The following is an 18,675-nucleotide window of genomic DNA, read 5'->3' on the forward strand; positions in this document are numbered from 1 at the left end:
TATCAAATTTAAAAACGACAAACTATTGTGATAGAGACATACGATTTAGTTTTGTATAGCAAAGAGAACTGGTGGTCGGTGTAAACCAGTGTATACGCTAAATTAGTTCCACTCTTGAATAGAATAGCCGAACATCCAAAGTAAGTTATTCCGTCCCATGCACGTTACGCATATTGATAAGGTTGTATGACTATTATTTTCAAATAGTCGGCAACGAATAAGGGTGGTACCGCGATTTGTTTAATGAATGCCTTTCGCCCCTTACGTAATTCGTAAGGGACGGAAGGCTTTTTTTGTTGGTTAATTAAAAATAATAGTGAATTTTAAGGAGAGATTATGATGACAGCTACACAATTAATCGAAAAGAAAACAAAAACAATCAACGTATTTATTGCAGATCCATTAAGTGATGATGGGATTTTCCCGCTACGTCAGGAAACAGAATTAAACTTAAATATCATTGTTGATACAGGGTTAACACCAGAACAATTAATAGCTCGAATTGCCGATGTAGATGTATTACTTGTTCGCTCTCAAACAACGGTTACACGAGAAGTAATTGAAGCAGCGAAAAACTTGAAGTTAATCGGACGTGCCGGTGTAGGTGTTGACAACATCGATTTAAATGCCGCAACAGAGTATGGAATTATTGTCGTAAACGCTCCGGACGGGAACACAAACTCTGCAGCTGAGCATACCATCGCAATGATGACATCTCTTGCCCGTTATATTCCACAAGCATTCAATACATTAAAGAACGGCAAATGGGATCGTAAATCATATGTTGGGGTTGAACTCAAAAACAAAACTCTAGGTGTAATCGGAATGGGCCGTATCGGTGCTGAAGTAGCTTACCGTGCAAAAGGTCAACGTATGGACGTAATCGCCTACGACCCATTTTTAACTGAAGATCGCGCAAAAGAGTTGGGGATTACAAAAGGTACTGTTGACGAAGTATGTGCAGCAGCAGATTTTGTAACGGTTCATACACCACTTTTACCTGAAACTCGCAACCTCATCAACAAAGAACGTTTTGCGATTATGAAAGACGGTGTCCGCATTATCAACTGTGCACGCGGCGGGATTATTAACGAAGATGATTTATATGATGCGATTGTTGAAGGTAAAGTAGCAGGTGCTGCTCTGGATGTATTCGTACAAGAGCCTGCAACAGACCATAAACTGTTAACATTGCCGCAAGTGATTGCAACACCTCACTTAGGTGCATCTACTGTGGAAGCACAGGAGTCAGTTGCAGTCGATGTATCAAACGATATTATTAAATTCTTTAAAACAGGTACTGTCACAAATCCGGTTAACATGCCATCTATTCCAAAAGAAAAGCTTGCGGAAGTAGAACCGTTCTTCGCATTAGCTGAAAAGCTTGGTAAGTTTTTAATCCAGGTTACAGAAGAAAGCATCAAACAATTGAACATTTCTTATGCTGGTGAAGTTGCTAACTTTGATGTACGTCCATTAACAGCAAATGCTATTAAAGGTCTGCTTTCAACAAACCACGGCTCTCACGTAAATGATGTGAACGCACGTTACCTGGCAGAGCGTATCGGCATTCAAATTAACGAACACAAAACAACAACGGCTAAAGGCTTCACAAATTTAATTACGGTTGAAATCGTGACGGAAACTGAAAAACATACGGTAGCCGGTACATTATTAAATGGTCTTGGTGCCCGCATCGTTAAAGTGGAAGGTTTCGTAGTAGATGTTATTCCTAACGGCAACCTGCTTTACATTAAAAACCAGGATAAACCAGGTTCAATCGGCCGTGTTGCGACTAAGCTTGCAGAAAAAGACATTAATATCGCAACAATGCAGGTTGGTCGCGATCAAATCGGCGGCTCTGCAGTCATGATGCTTGTCGTTGATAATGAAGTAACAACAGAAGATTTAATTTATGTAGCACAACTTGAAAATATTGATGAAGTAAAAGCCATTACACTTTAATTCTTCCAACTACTGATGATAGAAAATTTCGTTCATCAGTAGTTTTTTGTTTTAACATATTTCCCCTTCGCATACATAAGTTGAAAGGACGATTTTATCTGTTATCATCGGAAACTTCGAGTGGATAAAATCTTACATACTACTTGGCGAAAGTGAAAACCTCTACCCGATTCCCACCAGCCATTCACTCTATTCGCTCACTTTTTACTAAAAGGAGAGTTTAGTTGAAAAAAATACTTTATTTCTTATTAACTGTTTTCTGTATCGTTGGTGTTTCCGTAGTTAATAACGAGCGTGTCCATGCAGCTGCCCCTTCAGCCACAATTAAAATTACAACTTTAGAGACCGGGGTATTTGATGAAACTTTAGAGCAAAAAATGATAACACTGTCAAAAGCATCACCCGTTATCGTACTTTCAGAAGCCGATGGATGGGCTGAAATTCAATATAAAACAGTGATAGGCTATATTCCAAGTGAATATTTAAAGTCTGCACCCCCTCAATATATGCTTGTACAAGCAAAAGAAGAGCCGCTTGTACATGTGACGAATAACGAAGAGAGCGATATTAAAGGAAAACTTCATTTAAATACAATAGTAGAGCTTTACGGATCTGCAACTGCCGACTTTGTTTTTGTAAAATACGGACGTATTGCCGGTTTTGTCAATAAGCAGGCAATTGTAAAACCTGTTTCGAAAGCAATGATTGTCAAAAATTCAAACGATTTAGTTGTAAGAGAGATTGCCAGCTCCTCGAGTACGGAAATTGGTGTGTTACGCAAAAACAGCCCTGTTAAAATGCTGACAAATTTAAAAGGTTGGGCGTTTGTAACAACAGATAAATTATCAGGCTATGTACTGACGAATGGACTCGTTACACCCCCTGTTGTAAAAGAAAAACCCGCCAACCCAAAACCAGCAAAAGATAAGAAAATTGCCTTAACATTCGATGATGGTCCCCATCCGAAAGTGACAAAACAAATTTTAAAAACTTTGGAGAAGTATGAGGCAAAAGCGACATTTTTTGTTGTGGGGCAAGAGGTGAAGGAACATCCTGAAATTTTAAAGGCCGTGTATAATGCGGGCCATGAGATAGGCAACCATACATTTAATCATGAAAAACTGACAGCATTATCCACTAAGGAAATAAAGCAGCAAATCCAGGCAACCGATACACTTATAAAATCGACGATCGGTCAACGGGCAACCGTTTTCCGCCCGCCGTATGGAAGCTATGATAAAACGATTACTGACCAATTAAATGTCCCGAACGTACTGTGGACAATAGATACACTTGACTGGAAGCACCGTGATCCGAAGAAAACGGTGCAAGCAGTAAAAGAACATGCAAAAAATGGGAGTATCATATTGATGCATGACATTCACCAAACAACTGCCGATGCATTGGATGAGGTGTTGGCTACACTTCAAAAACAGGGGTATGAATTTGTGACTGTTTCCGAACTGTTGGGAAAATAAATAAAAGGACCTGTGAATGTTTCTCCAGGTCCTTAATTAAATGCTCTTAATTGTAAAAACGTTAATTGCTCATTTATTAAAATAGATTCAGCTTCAAATTGTGGCAATGTCACAATATCCGTACTTTGCGCAACTCCGAATGCTGCAATCGCAACGAAAAATAAGACTCCAACCGCAATAAATGCAGACAGGATACGGTGTGCTCCTTGCATTTCCGGATTGGCCTGTCTTCTGTTTTTGCTGCGTACAAGGCTGAAAAATCGATTTTTGTTTTCAGGTAAATGTAGCACATGTTCACATGCCAAACAAAGGTATGCTGTATGATGGTCAACCGTTACCGGATTGATCTGAACTGAATTGTTTGTGCGGCCGCAGTTTTCACAGCGACATCCATTATTAGTTACCATAGAAAAACCTCTTTCATCCCTTCATACAACTATTATAACATGAATTTTTAGAAAATTCATTCTTTTAAATCAAAAACGCACTTACTTAAAGTAAAGTGCGTCTACTAGTTTATAATGTTTTCACTAACTGTAAAAATTCTGTAAGAGATGTTACTTCATATGTTGGTACAATTTCCGGATTATACGGTTTGCTTTCGCGGTTAATCCAAACGTTGCGCATACCGACACGCGAAGAGCCTAAAATATCGGTCATTAAATTATCGCCGACCATGATGGCTTCATCTTTCGTAACCTGCGCTTTTTCCATAACATACTCGAAAATGGAAGCATCCGGTTTCCCTTTACCGAAATCACCCGAAATCACAATATGGTCAAAATACGGGACAATCTCCGGAGTTATCTCCAACTTTAAATTTTGTAAACTTGGTGCACCATTCGTTAATAGCACAAGCTCGTATTTCCCTTTTAATTCATCTAATACAGCAAATGTATCCTCATAGAAAAATGGTGCTTTTTTACGCTCTTCTACGAAACGCTCCCCAAGTTCTGCGCCTAATGCGGCATCTTCAATCCCGACAGCCGCCAACCCTTTTGTCCAAGCTTCAGTACGGTATGCAGGGACAATTTCTTTCATCTGCTGAAATTGTGGTGTCGGATCATCAAATGTTCCCCAAAGACCTTCAAACGGGTTAATGCCGATTAAGACCGTGTAGTCATATGTAGGATAACTTTCATAAAGACTTCGCGCTGCAGATCTTACCGCTTCTTCCAAATCTTTTGCGTCGACGCTTTTTTTAGTCGCTGCATAGTCACATGTCTTTTCAAATGCCGTTTTCACTGAATGTTGATCGAATAATAAAGTATCATCTAAATCGAAAATTATTGTTTTGATAGCCATTGTTACGCTCCTAAAATTAATATATGTACCCATATATTTTACCATACTAAAGCGTACAATTTCTGATACTTTTTGATTTTTCTAAATTTTCCAGTATAGATGCATTTTCGAGATAAACGCCTGTTATTCCTTGTTTCTTAATTGCTGTAACAGATTGTTGACACGCGCTTTTTGATTTTCAGTTTCTTCTTTCAGCAACTCAATCTTATAATCAAAACCATCATCCATAATATTTACGATATCGCCTTCTTTAAGTTCTGATGGAATTTCAGTATGATGGATCAGAAGTTGCTCCGTTTCTTCCGGGCGTTTTAAAAAAATCGCATAATCTCCATCAAATCGGTCTAGTGTATATTTATTGTAGTTCACTTACAACTTCCCCTTTCGCATTGACTAATTGAGCTGCATCACCGCTGTTCAGCCAGATCTGTCTTTTTGTCCATTCGAGTGTCCCCGCACCTGTTTTTGCATTGGGACCACTTGTAATCGAAAGCTTTTTACCTGGTGTTAAAATAATATCCGGGAAACTAAATACTTGATCACCTTCAACGGATATTAATTCCCAGCCTTCCAAATTAACCGCTTGATTACTATTGTTCTGGATGACAACAATTTCTTCATGCACATCTTTACTGATCAGTTCGACTTTACTGCTCTTTGTTGAGGCTGGTAACGGTATCGAATTCGTTGCCCCGATACCTGTCCACTGCTGTGCATCTATGTCATATATTACCCCATCTGTAGTAATTACAATCGTTCCGGCTTCTGCAGTACTATATATTTCACTGTTTACGTTTTTCAGTATATCAATTACTTCTGCATGCGGGTGACCGTATTTATTGTCCTGACCATAGCTTAATATAGTAACTAGCGGACTCACCGCTTCTACAAATTTTGGCGAACTGCTCGTATTCGATCCGTGATGGCCTGCTTTTAAAATAGTTGCCTGTACATCGGTTCCTTTTTGTAAAAGCTCCTGCTCTACCCCGTGATCGGCATCTCCCATAAGTAAAAACGAAATATTTTGGTACTCCGCGCGCAGTACGATGGAAGCGTCATTATTATCAGAAGCCGATTCGTCTGCAGCAAGTACATCTACAGTAAGATTGTCTTCAAGCTGAATTTCATCGCCTGCTTCAGGGATCGTAAACTTAATATTTTTCGCTTGAATGAGGCTTAGCATTTCTTCATATGTTTGAGACGTATGTACTTTTCCGGAATCGATAAATTCCTTTATGGAAATGGAATTCAGCACTGAAATCAGTCCGCCGATATGATCGGCATCCGGGTGTGTAGCGACTACATAATCCAGCCGGTTGACTCCCTGTGCTTTTAAATAGGCGACAACTTCCTTACCGGCACCCTTTACGCCTCCGTCAATCAGCATCGTTTTCCCGTTTGGTGCTTCGATGAAAATGGAATCCCCCTGTCCTACATCAATAAAGTGGACGGCCATTTCTTTTAGTGGTTCTTCGTATGTTTCTTCGTATGTTTCTTCGGCTGTTTCTGTACATCCTGCCACGAACAGCAACGTGAACATAAACAGTCCTATTAATTTTTTCATTGCAACAAATCCTTTTCTTTTACTCTCTTACTAGTTTACACAAGTTGATCTCATTATAAAAATCTCCCCTTCGCAGAAAAACCAAATAGCACATGCCAATAGTTTGGCTGTGCTATTTGTCGATATTTAAAGGTCATCAAATTAAGAATATAGCTCATCTAAAATGGCGATTTTCTTGGCGATTGATTCTTCAAATGTCAGGATATATGCTGCCGGATCTTTCGGGTTGTGGAACTGTGTAATTTTGCCGGTCGTTGGATGCACGAACTTCGAGGAAGCTCCGCAGCCGATACCTAAAATTGTTTGCACTTCTTCCATAATGACAATATTGTAGATCGACTCTTCTTCCGGTTTACAATAACCGACGTTTTCCAAGTTTCCTAAAATATTTTTCTGGCGGTATAAGTAATATGGAACATAGCCGTTTTCAGCTGTCCATTCTGTTGCCATCTGCATCATTTTCCCTACCGTATCACGGTCGGCTACTTTATACTTATCTTTGTTTCGTGTCATTTCCGATGCGCGCTTGAAGCTGAGTGTATGCACCGTTAAACTTTCAGGCTGCATTTTTGCGGATTCCGCCAATGAATGCTCGAATTCTTCAATACCTTCATTCGGCAAGCCGATAATCAAATCCATATTGATATTATTCATACCGGAATTGCGTGAAAGCCAAAACTTCTCTACTGTTTCTTCAACAGTATGGTGGCGCCCAATTGCTTTTAATGTTTCTTGCGTATAGCTTTGCGGGTTAACTGAAATACGGTCAATGCCCCATTTTTTCAACACTTCGATTTTCTCGGGAGTAATTGTATCCGGACGCCCTGCTTCTACCGTAATTTCACGAATGGACTCCGGGTTCGGGAAAGCATCGAACATCGTTTTATATAATGCATCCATTTCATGTGCCTCGATTGAAGTCGGTGTGCCCCCGCCCCAGTAGATCGAAGTAATACGCATATTTTTTTCTGTCAGCCATTTGCCCATTTCACGCAGTTCAATATGCAGACCATCGATAAATTTCTCTACGCGCCCTGCTTTACGATTTGATTGGATCGCATAGGCCGGGAATGTACAATACGCACACATTGTCGGACAAAACGGAACCCCAATATAAATTGAAATTTCCTTTCCAAGCTCGTCCAGATCCGGAATCACAGTAAGTTGTCGCTCAACAATCGCTTTCATCAATGCGATTTTCTGATCCGAAATCCGGTAATCCTCTTTTAGTACCGCGGCAATTTGCTCATCGTTCATACCGGCTTTACGGTATTTATGATATAGCTTTGTCGGACGGACTCCTGTTAAAATCCCCCACTGCTGAGTCATACCGGAATATTGTTCAAGTACATCCAGCATGACATGTGACAATGCACGCTTCATTCGGATATTTTGCTCTTTTTCCGTTCCTTCTGTTGCATACTTAATCGAATAGTCGCTCGTATATTCATGCCCATCGACTTTCAGCTTGGCAAATGTGGCAATCGTAAAATTTTCAGCAATCGATTTATTGAATTCAATCGACATATCCGAACCGTCCTGATCGATTTGGATAACGGAATCCTCGTAAAATAAATTGGCTATATGATTAAGAACACGTGTCCAGTCTTCCTTGAATTGCTCATTAATATGAATCGTTTTCATGTTATTCTCTACCTTCTTATTGTAATAAATAAAAAATCTATCTCATTGTAACAAATATTAAGGTAGAAGAAAAAAAACATGTTTAATGTTAGTAAATTTACTTCGGAAAACTGCCCTCCATATTATCAAAATAAAAAAAGAGCCACACAATCGTGTGACCCCCTGAACCTTATAGTCCGTCATATAAAGCCTGGATTGGTTGTGTAATGATGCGGTTTACTTCTTGAATGACCTCACTTAATGCCATTTCCGCTTCCAGCATACCAATAATTTTAGCATTTTGCTGTGCCAGCTGTGCTGTTTTTTGCAAGAATACATATTCTTCTTCTGTAATATCTTCACCAGCATTTTGTTTTGCCTGCATTTTTAACTGAACATCGCGGAAGTTTGTGAATAATACTTTCGCTTCCTCGTCTGCACGTACAGTTTCCACTGCATTCTTTAAATTTTGAAACTCATCAGTCTTGCGGAATGTTGCTTCAAGTTTATTAATATCTTCGTAAATATTAATCATGTAATATTCCTACTTTCTCTTTTTAGTTCGTCAAAAAGACGATTAACGCTTGAATGATCCCGACAAGACCACCAATAATGCCGCCCAGCCATGTGATTAATTTCAGCTCTTTACTAATAATACCTAATACAAGCTCTTCTAATTTGGCGATAGGGAAAGAATCTACCTGCTCTCGAACGACTTCGGCTAAATTCAATCGCTTCAGTACATCTTCGATTTTTCCTTCTGCTGCGATAAATGTTTTATCCATCATTTTAGGTAGCAGATCATTTGTAGCCCAGTCTTTTCCTTGTGGCCAATAGTCATTAACCGTTTTATCCAGGCGTGCCTCCAATGCCAGTGCATTTTTTGCATAGCTTTGGATACTCGTTTCAATCGTATCAAAGTTTACATCATTCATAAAGTCCATTGCCGGACGATTTTTAATTTTTTCCCATTCGGTTGTAAAAATCCGATGCAAAAGTGCAGCTGTTCCTGGCGCTTTTAAAAACTTTATAAGCTCGCGCTGTACTTTATCAACGAGTGATGTCGAGTCTCCTAAAAACATTTGAATCATTCCGCCAAATGAACCTTTTGTCGATAAAAAGTCATCCAGCATGTTTTTGATTGTCATCGTACCTTCCGGCGACATAAAATAATCTTCGCCTTTTTGCAGTATCTGTACGACAGCCTCACCGATTTTCTGGTCCAGCACAGGCTCCAAATCGTCCGGTAACAATTCACGAATCGATTTTGTTGATAACGTATTTTTTACATTATGGAATTGTACGTGAATAAGTTCATCCACTTTTCCTTCCACTGTTTGCGGTAATTGTGTGAAGCCCGCCAAATGAATCCAATCATTTATCGTTTTTTCGTTAGTAAATATTTCTTGCGTCACTTTATTTTGTGCAAAGGTTAATACATTTTCACGTATTTCCTTTGATAAAAACTTTTTCTTAATTGTTTCGGGTGTCAGTAAATATTCCGAAACGGTTTTTCCTAACTGAATCGCTAAATCCTCACGGCGTTTCGGAATCAGACCAGGCGTTAGCGGCAGTTTCCATTTTTTAAAATAGATCGGCTTATATGGTCTGAACAGCATTTTGATTGCCATATAGTTTGTCGCCGCACCAACGACAGCACCTACAACACCAAGCAGGAATATTAGCGAAATAAATTCTCCCATTTTGCTCACTCTTTCTTCATCATGTGTATGTTCTATTATTAAATTCAAAAAAGAAAAATTGCAACAATGTACTACTTTCTTGTACGATAAAAATGGGAGGGAAGTTTCATGATTCAACATTTTAGCTATAAGCCATTATTTGAAAACAGTCAAATACCGGGGTGGTCCATCCGTTTTTTCTATGAGCAGAAACGTTATGTTGCGGAATATTATAAAGATGGAAGCATCAAATTCATCGGGGAAAGTCCTGCTGAAGAACAGAAAGAGCAGCTTGAGAAAATGATTCACGAGTTAATGCTCTTTCACGTTTACGAATAAAAAAGAAATGGGAGCAGTCGAATTTTCGATGCTCCCATTTTTATGCGCGTTTCGAGTTAATCATAATTTAATAGCTGGCTGCAGAAAATTATAGTTGCTGGCGTTTGCTAATTAATCTGCCTACTAAATTATCATTATCTACCATTTTACAGTAGCATAAATCTATTGAAATTTCAATTTTCTATCAATTTATCCACATCTGGTAAACCATTCATTTTTCTGCCTGTAGACATCAAATCCCACTTCCAAATTTTTTCCTCAATTTTCAAATTCATAAATTGTTTTTTTTACGTAAATATTTTATGATTGTAGTATTAAAATTTTTTTAGGAGGTGTACTCTTTATTTGCCACGCTCATTTGCGCCGCAAATAGGGAATATAGTTGGACGTAGACATAGGAATCGAACTAACCATTAGGTTGATAGCATTTGCTATCTTAATTGCCGCTACGGCATTTTTTGTTGCAACTGAGTTTGCAATAGTTAAAGTAAGAACGACAAAAATCGATCAGCTCGTTGCAGAAGGAAATAAATCTGCGATACGGGCAAAAAAGGTAATTTCAAACCTCGATGAGTATTTATCTGCTTGTCAGCTCGGAATTACGATTACGGCATTAGGACTCGGATGGCTCGGAGAACCGACTTTCGAAATAATTCTTCATCCAGTATTTGAGTTTTTTAACTTAAGTGGTAATGTCACAACTGTTCTTTCATTTATTGTTGCCTTCTCACTCGTAACATTTATCCACGTTGTCGTAGGGGAATTAGCACCAAAAACTCTCGCTATTCAAAAAGCAGAAGCCGTAACATTAAAGCTTTCCGGTTTTTTAATTCTGTTCCATAACATTATGTATCCTTTCATCCGCGCCTTAAATGGTTCGGCACGTGCATTAACAGGAGCATTCGGCTTGAAAATGGTTTCTGAATCTGAAGAAGCACACTCTGAAGAAGAGCTTCGCATGATTTTATCAGACAGCTTTAAAGGTGGGGAAATTAACCACTCGGAATACGAATATGTTAATAGTATTTTTGAGTTTTCTGATCGAATTGCGAAGGAGATAATGGTACCTCGTACTGAAATTACCAGTATTGAAAGAGGTCAAACGATTCGCGAAGTATTTGAAGTAATGGGTATTGAACAATATACACGATACCCTGTTACAGATGGGGACAAAGACCATGTCATCGGTCTTGTTAACATGAAGCATTTATTAACAGCCTATATTAAAGATGCCGCAAATGGCGACAAGCTTGTTGATGATTATATGCAACCAGTGATTCGAGTAATCGAAACAATACCTATCAGTGACTTATTATTAAAAATTCAAAACGAACGTATTCACATGGCAATTTTAATGGATGAATACGGTGGTACTTCCGGTTTAGTAACAATTGAAGATATTATCGAAGAAATTATCGGTGATATTCAAGATGAATTCGATGAAGATGAAATTCCGGAAATTCAGGAAATCGCTGAAGACCACTACATCTTTGACGCTAAAATGTTATTGCAGGAAATGAATGATATTTTAGGTACAACGATTGAAGATGAAGATATCGATACAATCGGCGGCTGGTTCATGACACAACGCTTTGATGTTCAAGAAGGCGATATCATTGAATCAGAAGGTTACAGGTTCAAAGTAACCGAACTGGACGGTCACCACATTTTGTATATTGAAGTAACAAAACTTCCGCCGTCTGAAAAGACAGACGAGGAAATTCTATAATCAATACAAAAACCTCACCTTTTTTCCTTCAACGGAGAAAAAGTGAGGTTTTTAATTTACCGGATGAAATGACCTGGTTCAACAGAAACAGCTTCATCCTCATTTAGCTTTCATTCGATTCGGTTAAATTATGTTTTACTGCATATAAAGCAGCCTGCGTACGATCCTGTACATGAAGCTTCGCAAAAATATTCGATATATGGGTTTTAACCGTTTTTTCCGTTACATATAATGAAGATGCGATTTCCCTGTTACTTTTGCCCTTTGTCAGTTCTGCCAATACGTCCTGTTCTCTCGGTGTCAGTGGATTTAAAATATGGGGCTTGTTTTCATCTTCACGCAGCCCTTCTTCTAATTGCGTAGTCGCTTCCGGATGGATCGTATTTTCGCCGCGCATAATCTGACGGATTGATTCGACCAAATCATCCGGTTCAATATCTTTTAGCTGATAGCCTGAAGCCCCGGCATCCATTGCCGGCAGCACATGGTCTTTATCCGAAAAACTTGTCAGCATCAGGATTTTAATATCCGGCCAGCTGTTTTTTATTTTCTTTGTCGCCTGAATACCATCCATCTCAGGCATGACGAGGTCCATTAAAACAATATCAGGAGAAAGTTGTTCAACAAGCTCTACTGCTTCTAATCCGTTTTTCGCTTCTCCTACAACTTCAATATCCTTTTGAGTTTTTAAAAAGAATAACAAGCCTCGTCTTACTACATGATGGTCATCTGCTATTAGTACCCGTATCATCAAATCCCCCCTAGTATGGTAAACGGACAAGCAATTCTGTCCCTTTTCCAATTTCACTTACCCAATCTGCCGTTCCTCCAACAGAATGCGCTCTGTCGATAATCGATTGCATGCCGATTGACGGTATACGACGATGCGCCTCCACATTAAAGCCATGGCCTGAATCATTAACAACAAGTAATACATCGGTAGGAGTCACGTTGATATATATTTCCACACTCTTTACACCCGCATGTTTTCGTACATTGTTCAATGCTTCCTGAGTAATTCGGAAAAGCGTTTCCTCTATTCTGGAAGGAAATTGAATAACACCGGTAACATTGACCGTTAATTTAAGGCTCAGCATTTCTGCATACACTTTAATCGCTTCAATGAGTCCGCTTTCCAAACCTTTCGGACGGAGCTGCCAAATGAGTGCACGCATTTCCGTCAAAGCCTCCTGTGTAAGCTGCTGAATATCCTTAAATGTTTCTTTAATGTCCTGCTCGTTGCTCATCTCTACTCCAGCACGGGCCGTCAGTGTCACTGAAAAAAGCAGCTGATTGACAGAATCATGTAAATCACGTGCTAAACGGTTACGTTCTTGAACAAGCGCGATTTCCTGCTGTTCATTCGTTAAGTAAATACGTTTAATCGCAGAACCCATCTGAAAAGCAACCGATTCAAGTAAATCCAGCTCTTCATCGGAAAAGCGTACCGTATTTCTGGAAGCAACATTCAGCAAGCCGAAGCGCTCCTGCCCCGACTGCAACGGTACTGTCGCATGGTGGGTAATTTCGTTATGGTCGCCTACATTTGCGGCGATGGCACTTTCTATGCGCTGGCATTCAATAATATTCGAAGCTTTTTTTAATTCTTCATTACGGAAACGGGATACACACCAGCAACCGCCCTTCTTTAAATAGTGGCAATTGTTATGGCTCAGCGCATCCGGCAAGTCCTGTTTCACGACAAGCTCCGATTTCCCTTTTTCATCGATAAAGAAAATCCAGCCTGTCTCAAATTTCGTACCGCTTAAAAATTTGGACAGTGCCCCATTCAGCATCGGAATCATTTCTGTTTCCTCGTTTAACAGCTCCGCAATTTCTTTTAATATGGCAATATTAGATTGGTCTTTTGTCATACTGGCTCTTCCTTTGCAACTTCACTTTTCTCTATCATACCATTTCAATTAAATAGAGCGCACCGCTATCCCTCTCATACTTTTGAATGAAAAAAATCCTGCTATTTTTTACAATAGCAGAATTTCGGTGTAAATTATTTTAAATATTCCACGCGGTATACGTCATGGCGTCTGTCTTTAAGATGCTTTACGGTACCGTCTTGGCGTTGTCTTCTCAATATTTCAAGATCGACATCCCCGATCAATACCATCTCCAGGTTCGGGCTCGTTTCTCCTACGATGCCATCCCTTGCAAACTCAAAATCGCTTGGTGCGAAGATGCCTGATTGCGCATACTGGATATCCATATTTTCCGTTTCAGGCAAGTTACCGACCGTTCCGGAAATGACCGTATAAATCTGGTTTTCAACCGCACGTGCCTGTGCACAATAGCGCACACGTAAATAGCCTTGGCGGTCTTCTGTACAAAACGGTGTGAAAATAATATTCGCTCCCATATCTGTCGCAATGCGTGCAAGTTCAGGAAACTCGATATCATAGCAAATCTGAATGGCAATCTTGCCGCAGTCCGTATCGAATACGCGGACTTTATCTCCGTTACTGATGCCCCACCATAAACGTTCGTTTGGTGTAATGTGAATTTTATATTGTTTTTCAATTGTCCCGTCACGTCTGAATAAGTAAGCGATATTGTAGATTTCCTCGTCTTCTTCCTCAACAAAATGCGAACCGCCGATAATGTTGACATTATAGCGGACCGCCAGACTCGTAAACAGTTCGATATATTCCGGTGTATATTTCGTCAATTTACGAACAGCCTGTGACGGAGATTTCTCATTTAGGAAACTCATCAGCTGGGTTGTGAAAATTTCCGGAAAGACAACAAAATCCGATCCTGCATCAGATCCGACATCCACAAAGTATTCACACTGCTTCGCAAAATCCTCGAAGGAATCGATTGCACGCATCATATATTGCACAACACAAATACGCACTGGATAGCTCGTCTTGAAGTGACGCTTTGTCAGCGGTCTATAATCCACGTTGTTCCATTCCATTAATGTCGCATATTTGCCTGAAGCTGTATCATCCGGTAAATAGTTTGGATTAATACGCATTAAAATAAAGCCGTTCATCATTTGGAATGTCAGCACCGGGTCATATATTTTATGGCGACTTACCGCATCCACATAATCACGTGGACTCATTTCATCCGAATGGACATGATAGTTTGGAATACGGCCGCCAATAATGATCGATTTCAGATTAAGTGTTCGTGCGAGATCTTTCCGCGCTTCATATAGCCTTTGACCGACTTTCATACGACGATAAGCCGGGTGCACCATTACTTCAATTCCGTACAGATTATAACCATCCGGATTATGGTTAGTAATAAAGCCGTTGTCGGTAATATCGTTCCATGTATGGCGGTCATCGTATTCATCAAAGTTTATGCGCAGGCTCGAGCAGGAACCAATTACTTTTCCATCAAGCTCCGCTACCATTTGTCCTTCTGGAAAAATGGATAAATGGCTGTATAAATGCGCTCGTTCCCAAGGCTCCATGCCCGGAAAACATATACGCTGAATTTCTAATATCGAGTCAATATCCTCTAGTGTCATATTTCGGATAATCATTGGTTTTTCAAATTTGGACATATCTAATGAATCTGTCATACTTAACTCCCCCTCCGTATTTAACTTTCCTTTTAATAGCCTTTAATAAACGTAGTAATTTACTTTTTCTCGAATTCAAACTATAATCAATGAGAATAAATAGGAAAAAACTTCTTTAGTATAGAAGTTAAATTTTGAATATCGAGGTAGCACTATGTCCAAAAAACTTGAAAATGCCTTGCTCATTATTTGGGTTGTATCGTTGACAGCAATGCTCGGATCATTGTATTTTTCTGAAGTACGAAATTACGAACCATGTACATTATGCTGGTATCAGCGCATTATTATGTACCCTATCGTGCTGATTTCAACGATTGCCTACATCCAGAAAAATGCGAAAATTGCATTAACAACAGCCGTATTCTCTACAATTGGAGCGGCAACATCTCTTTATCATTATAGCCTGCAGAAGCTAGTTTTTATGCAGGATGCAGCACCTGCCTGTGGTCGTGTAGCATGTACCGGTCAGTATATTAACTGGCTGGGCTTCATTACGATTCCATTTTTGGCACTTACTGCTTTTGTTATTATAGCAGCAGTTAGTTTTTATATGTTAAAGGTTTTAAAGGGGGAGAAATAATTTGAAGAAGTTAGCGATTGTCGGTGCAATTATTGTCGTATTATTCGCAGCAATTATTGTACTTACAAACATGAAAAACAGTGCAAAACTAGAAAACAATCCATACGGTACTGACAACTTAAAACAATCAACGATCGACTTATTGGACAATGAAAACTATCAAAATATCATCTTACCGGATGCATTGGCAGAGAAAATCGAGTCAGGTGACGGCGTTGTCGGCTATTTCTTTAGTCCGGAATGTTCTCACTGCCAAAACTACACGCCAAAACTTATGCCGATTGCCGATGAACTGGATGTTCAAGTGGATCAATTAAACATTCTTGAGTTTACGGATGAGTGGACTACTTATAATATTCAAGCAACACCAACACTTATCTATTTTGAAAACGGTGAGGAAGTTGCCCGTTTAGAAGGTGACGCACCAGATGAAACAACGCGCCAATTCTTTAACGATGTTGTGTTAAAATAAGATTATATTCAAAATCGTGTTCTTTACGAGCACGATTTTTCATTTGGAGGAAAATTAATGTTCACATATATCATTCACGAAAACGGTCAAACCGTTGAAGACCTGCTCCGCGATAAGTGGCGCTTGGGCAAAAAGCTTGTTCATGAATTACGTATGGCTAAAGCAGTCACAATCGACGGGGAGCCAATTATGTGGAAAGAGCCCTTTGATAAAGGGACGAAAATCGAATTTGCCTTTGATATTCCTGCTTCAAATTATATTCCCACAGACAGCTGTGATGTAAACATCCGCTATGAAGACGAACACTGCCTAATTGTTTCAAAACCTAAAGGTATGGCAACACATCCAAACGAACCAACAGACCGTGACACATGCATGAATCATGTAATGCGTCATATTGTGGACAACGGCGGACATTATGCAGAACATGTACACCGTTTGGATCAAGGGACAAACGGGTTGCTGCTTGTTGCAAAGCATCCGATTGCAAAGTCTATTTTTGACCGGATGATCGAGGAAAAAACAATCGTTCGTACGTATGCAGCTGAAGTTCAGGGCAATCTTCGTACGGACAGCGGTACGATCAATGCTGCCATCGGTAAAGACCGTCATCACAATACGCGCCGTGTCGTATCACCTACTGGCCAGCATGCAGTGACACATTATGAAGTAGTGAATCGCTATAAAGGCACATGTGTTGTCCATGTTGTTCTGGAGACAGGACGCACACACCAAATTCGCGTGCATATGGCGCACTTAGGCCACCCGATCGTCGGCGATACAATGTACGGTGCTCGTGAAACTGCATCCGGCGATTATGCATTGCACGCCATTCAGCTAGCATTTATGCACCCGTTTTTAGACGAGCAGATCATCGTTAAAGATAACTGAAAAACAGGCGTCCGTAACTAAACTACGGACGCCCTTTCTTATCTTTTTTCACGCTCGATATAAGTTACTTCATTCGCTCTCGAAAGCTGATAAATTAGACTTCTACCGGTTGAGTGTAATTCTTTTTCTTTAACGACAAACTGATCCCCTGTTTTTGTCGTAAACGTGATATCTCCCTTGTTACTGCCTACTACATATTCATAAACAACTTCGTCGAGTTCTTCCCACCGATATTGGTGTTCCTCAAATAAATAGTGTCGTTCCAATTCTTCCTGACTGATCAATATATAATTTTGAGTCGATAAATAACCGAGGCCAATACTCAATATAAAAAGTAATAGACCGATCACATAAACTTTCATATTACGCTTATACGCTAAAAGCCAAAACATCACAATCAAAACCAAACCTGTTATAAGTACAAGTCTAAAATTAAGCGGGTTTGGAATGAATGTTACGGACGAATTGTTGTACAGGAAAAATTCATTCTGAAAAATCGGATGGAAAATCATAATTATAGGTGCGACAACTACAACCGTCACTGCCGACATTGAGAAAAACAAACTCGGCGAAAAATTTTTTAACACAGTTTCACTCCCCCTAAGTTAAAACGATGTTAGAAATCAAAATTAAAATTATCCGGATCTTTCCCAAATCGTTCATTACGATTCAATGCATTTAACTGCTGCATTGTTTCAGTTGTTAATTCGAAATGATAGAGCTCACTATTTTCTTTGATGCGTGAAGCTGTTACTGACTTCGGAATGATGATGACATCGTTTTGTAAATGCCAACGTAAGATGATTTGAGCCGGTGATACATTATATTCATTTGCAATACGAATAATCGTTTCGTCATTTAAAACATTTCCACGGCCTAGCGGTGACCACGCTGTTACTGCAATCTGCTGCTGTTCACAAAATGCGCGCAGCGGTTCTTGGGACAAATACGGATGCGCTTCAATCTGGTTCACCATTGGGGCGATATTGCGAGTTGCCATAATTTCTTTTAGATGATGTTCATGATGGTTGGATACTCCAGGTACACGGATCAGCTTCTCATCATATAAACGCTCAATTGCACGATACGTATCTACAAATTTATCTTCGACCGGCCAATGTGTTAAATAAAGATCCACATAATCCATATCAAGCTTTTTCAGTGATGTTTCAAAGGCACGCAATGTATTGTCATACCCTTGGTCGCTATTCCAAACTTTTGTTGTTACAAAGATGTCCTCGCGCGGTACAGAAGAATGGCGAATTGCTTCCCCTACTTCTTCTTCATTGTAATAAAGTGCGGCAGTATCAATTGCACGATAGCCTAAATCAAGCGCTGTTTCAATCGCCTGAAGGGTTTCATCACGGTTCGTCATTTTATAAACCCCTAAACCTAAATAAGGCATTTCTACGCCATTTGTTAATTTTTTTGTTGATTGTAAATTCATATTGTTCACCTCTCACATTTGATTGTGTTTATTATAACATTCTAATTATT

Annotated in this window: 19 protein-coding genes; 7 read left to right on the forward strand and 12 right to left on the reverse strand. The window is 39.5% G+C overall.

Annotated features, from left to right (window positions below; translation table 11 throughout):
- Window positions 1-336 precede the first annotated feature (336 nt).
- Window positions 337-1,965: a phosphoglycerate dehydrogenase gene (gene serA / locus MKY27_RS14850; RefSeq protein WP_339173503.1), complete on the forward strand. Its 1,629-nt coding sequence runs from the start codon at window positions 337-339 to the stop codon at window positions 1,963-1,965.
- Window positions 1,966-2,189: 224 nt separating this feature from the next.
- Entirely contained in the window at window positions 2,190-3,443 is a 1,254-nt protein-coding gene (locus MKY27_RS14855; RefSeq protein ID WP_339196042.1) for a polysaccharide deacetylase family protein, read from the forward strand.
- A gap of 32 nt (window positions 3,444-3,475) precedes the next feature.
- On the opposite strand, the gene MKY27_RS14860 is transcribed toward MKY27_RS14855, so the two are convergent.
- From MKY27_RS14860 to MKY27_RS14890, 7 genes are all read right to left on the reverse strand, one after another.
- On the reverse strand, window positions 3,476-3,850 hold the full coding sequence (locus MKY27_RS14860) for a DNA polymerase III subunit delta (RefSeq protein WP_339196044.1): 375 nt from the start codon (window positions 3,848-3,850) through the stop codon (window positions 3,476-3,478).
- A 109-nt stretch (window positions 3,851-3,959) separates the two neighbouring features.
- The gene (locus tag MKY27_RS14865) at window positions 3,960-4,748 is read right to left on the reverse strand and encodes an HAD family hydrolase (protein WP_339196046.1); all 789 of its coding nucleotides are present in this window, start codon (window positions 4,746-4,748) and stop codon (window positions 3,960-3,962) included.
- A 123-nt stretch (window positions 4,749-4,871) separates the two neighbouring features.
- Window positions 4,872-5,117, reverse strand: a complete 246-nt coding sequence (locus MKY27_RS14870; protein ID WP_339173512.1) for a DUF3006 domain-containing protein — start codon at window positions 5,115-5,117, stop codon at window positions 4,872-4,874.
- Window positions 5,104-6,312, reverse strand: a complete 1,209-nt coding sequence (locus MKY27_RS14875; protein ID WP_339196048.1) for an MBL fold metallo-hydrolase — start codon at window positions 6,310-6,312, stop codon at window positions 5,104-5,106. Before MKY27_RS14875 ends, MKY27_RS14870 begins: the two co-directional genes overlap by 14 nt.
- 141 nt (window positions 6,313-6,453) lie before the next feature.
- Window positions 6,454-7,956, reverse strand: a complete 1,503-nt coding sequence (locus tag MKY27_RS14880) for a coproporphyrinogen III oxidase (protein ID WP_339196050.1) — start codon at window positions 7,954-7,956, stop codon at window positions 6,454-6,456.
- Between the two features lie 169 nt (window positions 7,957-8,125).
- Window positions 8,126-8,470 (reverse strand): YlbF family regulator, encoded by a 345-nt coding sequence (locus tag MKY27_RS14885; protein WP_339196051.1) that lies wholly within the window; start codon window positions 8,468-8,470, stop codon window positions 8,126-8,128.
- A 22-nt stretch (window positions 8,471-8,492) separates the two neighbouring features.
- On the reverse strand, window positions 8,493-9,638 hold the full coding sequence (locus tag MKY27_RS14890) for a DUF445 family protein (RefSeq protein ID WP_339196052.1): 1,146 nt from the start codon (window positions 9,636-9,638) through the stop codon (window positions 8,493-8,495).
- 108 nt (window positions 9,639-9,746) lie between these two features.
- Here MKY27_RS14890 and MKY27_RS14895 point away from each other — a divergent pair, with 108 nt between their 5' ends.
- Window positions 9,747-9,956, forward strand: coding sequence for a YheE family protein (locus MKY27_RS14895; RefSeq protein ID WP_339173522.1), 210 nt, complete (start codon window positions 9,747-9,749; stop codon window positions 9,954-9,956).
- Between the two features lie 418 nt (window positions 9,957-10,374).
- The gene (locus MKY27_RS14900) at window positions 10,375-11,685 is read left to right on the forward strand and encodes a hemolysin family protein (protein WP_339199749.1); all 1,311 of its coding nucleotides are present in this window, start codon (window positions 10,375-10,377) and stop codon (window positions 11,683-11,685) included.
- 103 nt (window positions 11,686-11,788) lie between these two features.
- On the opposite strand, the gene MKY27_RS14905 is transcribed toward MKY27_RS14900, so the two are convergent.
- The 3 genes from MKY27_RS14905 to MKY27_RS14915 all read right to left on the reverse strand — a co-directional run bounded on the left by MKY27_RS14905 (window position 11,789) and on the right by MKY27_RS14915 (window position 15,235).
- A complete protein-coding gene (locus MKY27_RS14905) occupies window positions 11,789-12,436 on the reverse strand; it encodes a response regulator transcription factor (RefSeq protein ID WP_339173527.1) in 648 nt (215 codons plus the stop codon).
- 10 nt (window positions 12,437-12,446) lie between these two features.
- Window positions 12,447-13,559 (reverse strand): GAF domain-containing sensor histidine kinase, encoded by a 1,113-nt coding sequence (locus MKY27_RS14910; protein WP_339173530.1) that lies wholly within the window; start codon window positions 13,557-13,559, stop codon window positions 12,447-12,449.
- A 134-nt stretch (window positions 13,560-13,693) separates the two neighbouring features.
- Window positions 13,694-15,235, reverse strand: coding sequence for a GNAT family N-acetyltransferase (locus MKY27_RS14915; protein ID WP_339196054.1), 1,542 nt, complete (start codon window positions 15,233-15,235; stop codon window positions 13,694-13,696).
- Window positions 15,236-15,389: 154 nt separating this feature from the next.
- On the opposite strand from MKY27_RS14915, the gene MKY27_RS14920 reads away from it, so the two are divergent.
- Genes MKY27_RS14920 through MKY27_RS14930 form a run of 3 tightly spaced genes read left to right on the forward strand, consistent with a single transcriptional unit; the run spans window position 15,390 to window position 17,178 of the window.
- Window positions 15,390-15,815 (forward strand): disulfide oxidoreductase, encoded by a 426-nt coding sequence (locus tag MKY27_RS14920; protein WP_339173534.1) that lies wholly within the window; start codon window positions 15,390-15,392, stop codon window positions 15,813-15,815.
- A 1-nt stretch (window position 15,816) separates the two neighbouring features.
- Window positions 15,817-16,287: a thioredoxin family protein gene (locus tag MKY27_RS14925; protein ID WP_339173537.1), complete on the forward strand. Its 471-nt coding sequence runs from the start codon at window positions 15,817-15,819 to the stop codon at window positions 16,285-16,287.
- Between the two features lie 57 nt (window positions 16,288-16,344).
- On the forward strand, window positions 16,345-17,178 hold the full coding sequence (locus MKY27_RS14930; protein ID WP_339196056.1) for an RluA family pseudouridine synthase: 834 nt from the start codon (window positions 16,345-16,347) through the stop codon (window positions 17,176-17,178).
- A gap of 38 nt (window positions 17,179-17,216) precedes the next feature.
- Here MKY27_RS14930 and MKY27_RS14935 read toward each other — a convergent pair whose 3' ends face one another.
- Both MKY27_RS14935 and MKY27_RS14940 read right to left on the reverse strand, forming a co-directional pair.
- Entirely contained in the window at window positions 17,217-17,765 is a 549-nt protein-coding gene (locus MKY27_RS14935; RefSeq protein WP_339196057.1) for an acyl dehydratase, read from the reverse strand.
- 29 nt (window positions 17,766-17,794) lie between these two features.
- Window positions 17,795-18,625, reverse strand: a complete 831-nt coding sequence (locus MKY27_RS14940; RefSeq protein WP_339173542.1) for an aldo/keto reductase — start codon at window positions 18,623-18,625, stop codon at window positions 17,795-17,797.
- Between the last annotated feature and the right edge of the window lie 50 nt (window positions 18,626-18,675).

Origin of the sequence: Solibacillus sp. FSL R5-0449 (assembly GCF_037975215.1) — a bacterium.
Taxonomy (GTDB): Bacteria; Bacillota; Bacilli; order Bacillales_A; family Planococcaceae; genus Solibacillus.

Excerpts from the sequence above, each read along its gene's own strand:
- serA (WP_339173503.1), top strand. The coding sequence starts at position 337 with ATGATGACAGCTACACAATTAATCGAAAAGAAAACAAAAACAATCAAC.
- MKY27_RS14860 (WP_339196044.1), bottom strand. The coding sequence starts at position 3,850 with ATGGTAACTAATAATGGATGTCGCTGTGAAAACTGCGGCCGCACAAAC.
- MKY27_RS14865 (WP_339196046.1), bottom strand. The coding sequence starts at position 4,748 with ATGGCTATCAAAACAATAATTTTCGATTTAGATGATACTTTATTATTC.
- MKY27_RS14875 (WP_339196048.1), bottom strand. The coding sequence starts at position 6,312 with ATGAAAAAATTAATAGGACTGTTTATGTTCACGTTGCTGTTCGTGGCA.
- MKY27_RS14880 (WP_339196050.1), bottom strand. The coding sequence starts at position 7,956 with ATGAAAACGATTCATATTAATGAGCAATTCAAGGAAGACTGGACACGT.
- MKY27_RS14885 (WP_339196051.1), bottom strand. The coding sequence starts at position 8,470 with ATGATTAATATTTACGAAGATATTAATAAACTTGAAGCAACATTCCGC.
- MKY27_RS14890 (WP_339196052.1), bottom strand. The coding sequence starts at position 9,638 with ATGGGAGAATTTATTTCGCTAATATTCCTGCTTGGTGTTGTAGGTGCT.
- MKY27_RS14895 (WP_339173522.1), top strand. The coding sequence starts at position 9,747 with ATGATTCAACATTTTAGCTATAAGCCATTATTTGAAAACAGTCAAATA.
- MKY27_RS14905 (WP_339173527.1), bottom strand. The coding sequence starts at position 12,436 with ATGATACGGGTACTAATAGCAGATGACCATCATGTAGTAAGACGAGGC.
- MKY27_RS14910 (WP_339173530.1), bottom strand. The coding sequence starts at position 13,559 with ATGACAAAAGACCAATCTAATATTGCCATATTAAAAGAAATTGCGGAG.
- MKY27_RS14915 (WP_339196054.1), bottom strand. The coding sequence starts at position 15,235 with ATGACAGATTCATTAGATATGTCCAAATTTGAAAAACCAATGATTATC.
- MKY27_RS14920 (WP_339173534.1), top strand. The coding sequence starts at position 15,390 with ATGTCCAAAAAACTTGAAAATGCCTTGCTCATTATTTGGGTTGTATCG.
- MKY27_RS14930 (WP_339196056.1), top strand. The coding sequence starts at position 16,345 with ATGTTCACATATATCATTCACGAAAACGGTCAAACCGTTGAAGACCTG.
- MKY27_RS14940 (WP_339173542.1), bottom strand. The coding sequence starts at position 18,625 with ATGAATTTACAATCAACAAAAAAATTAACAAATGGCGTAGAAATGCCT.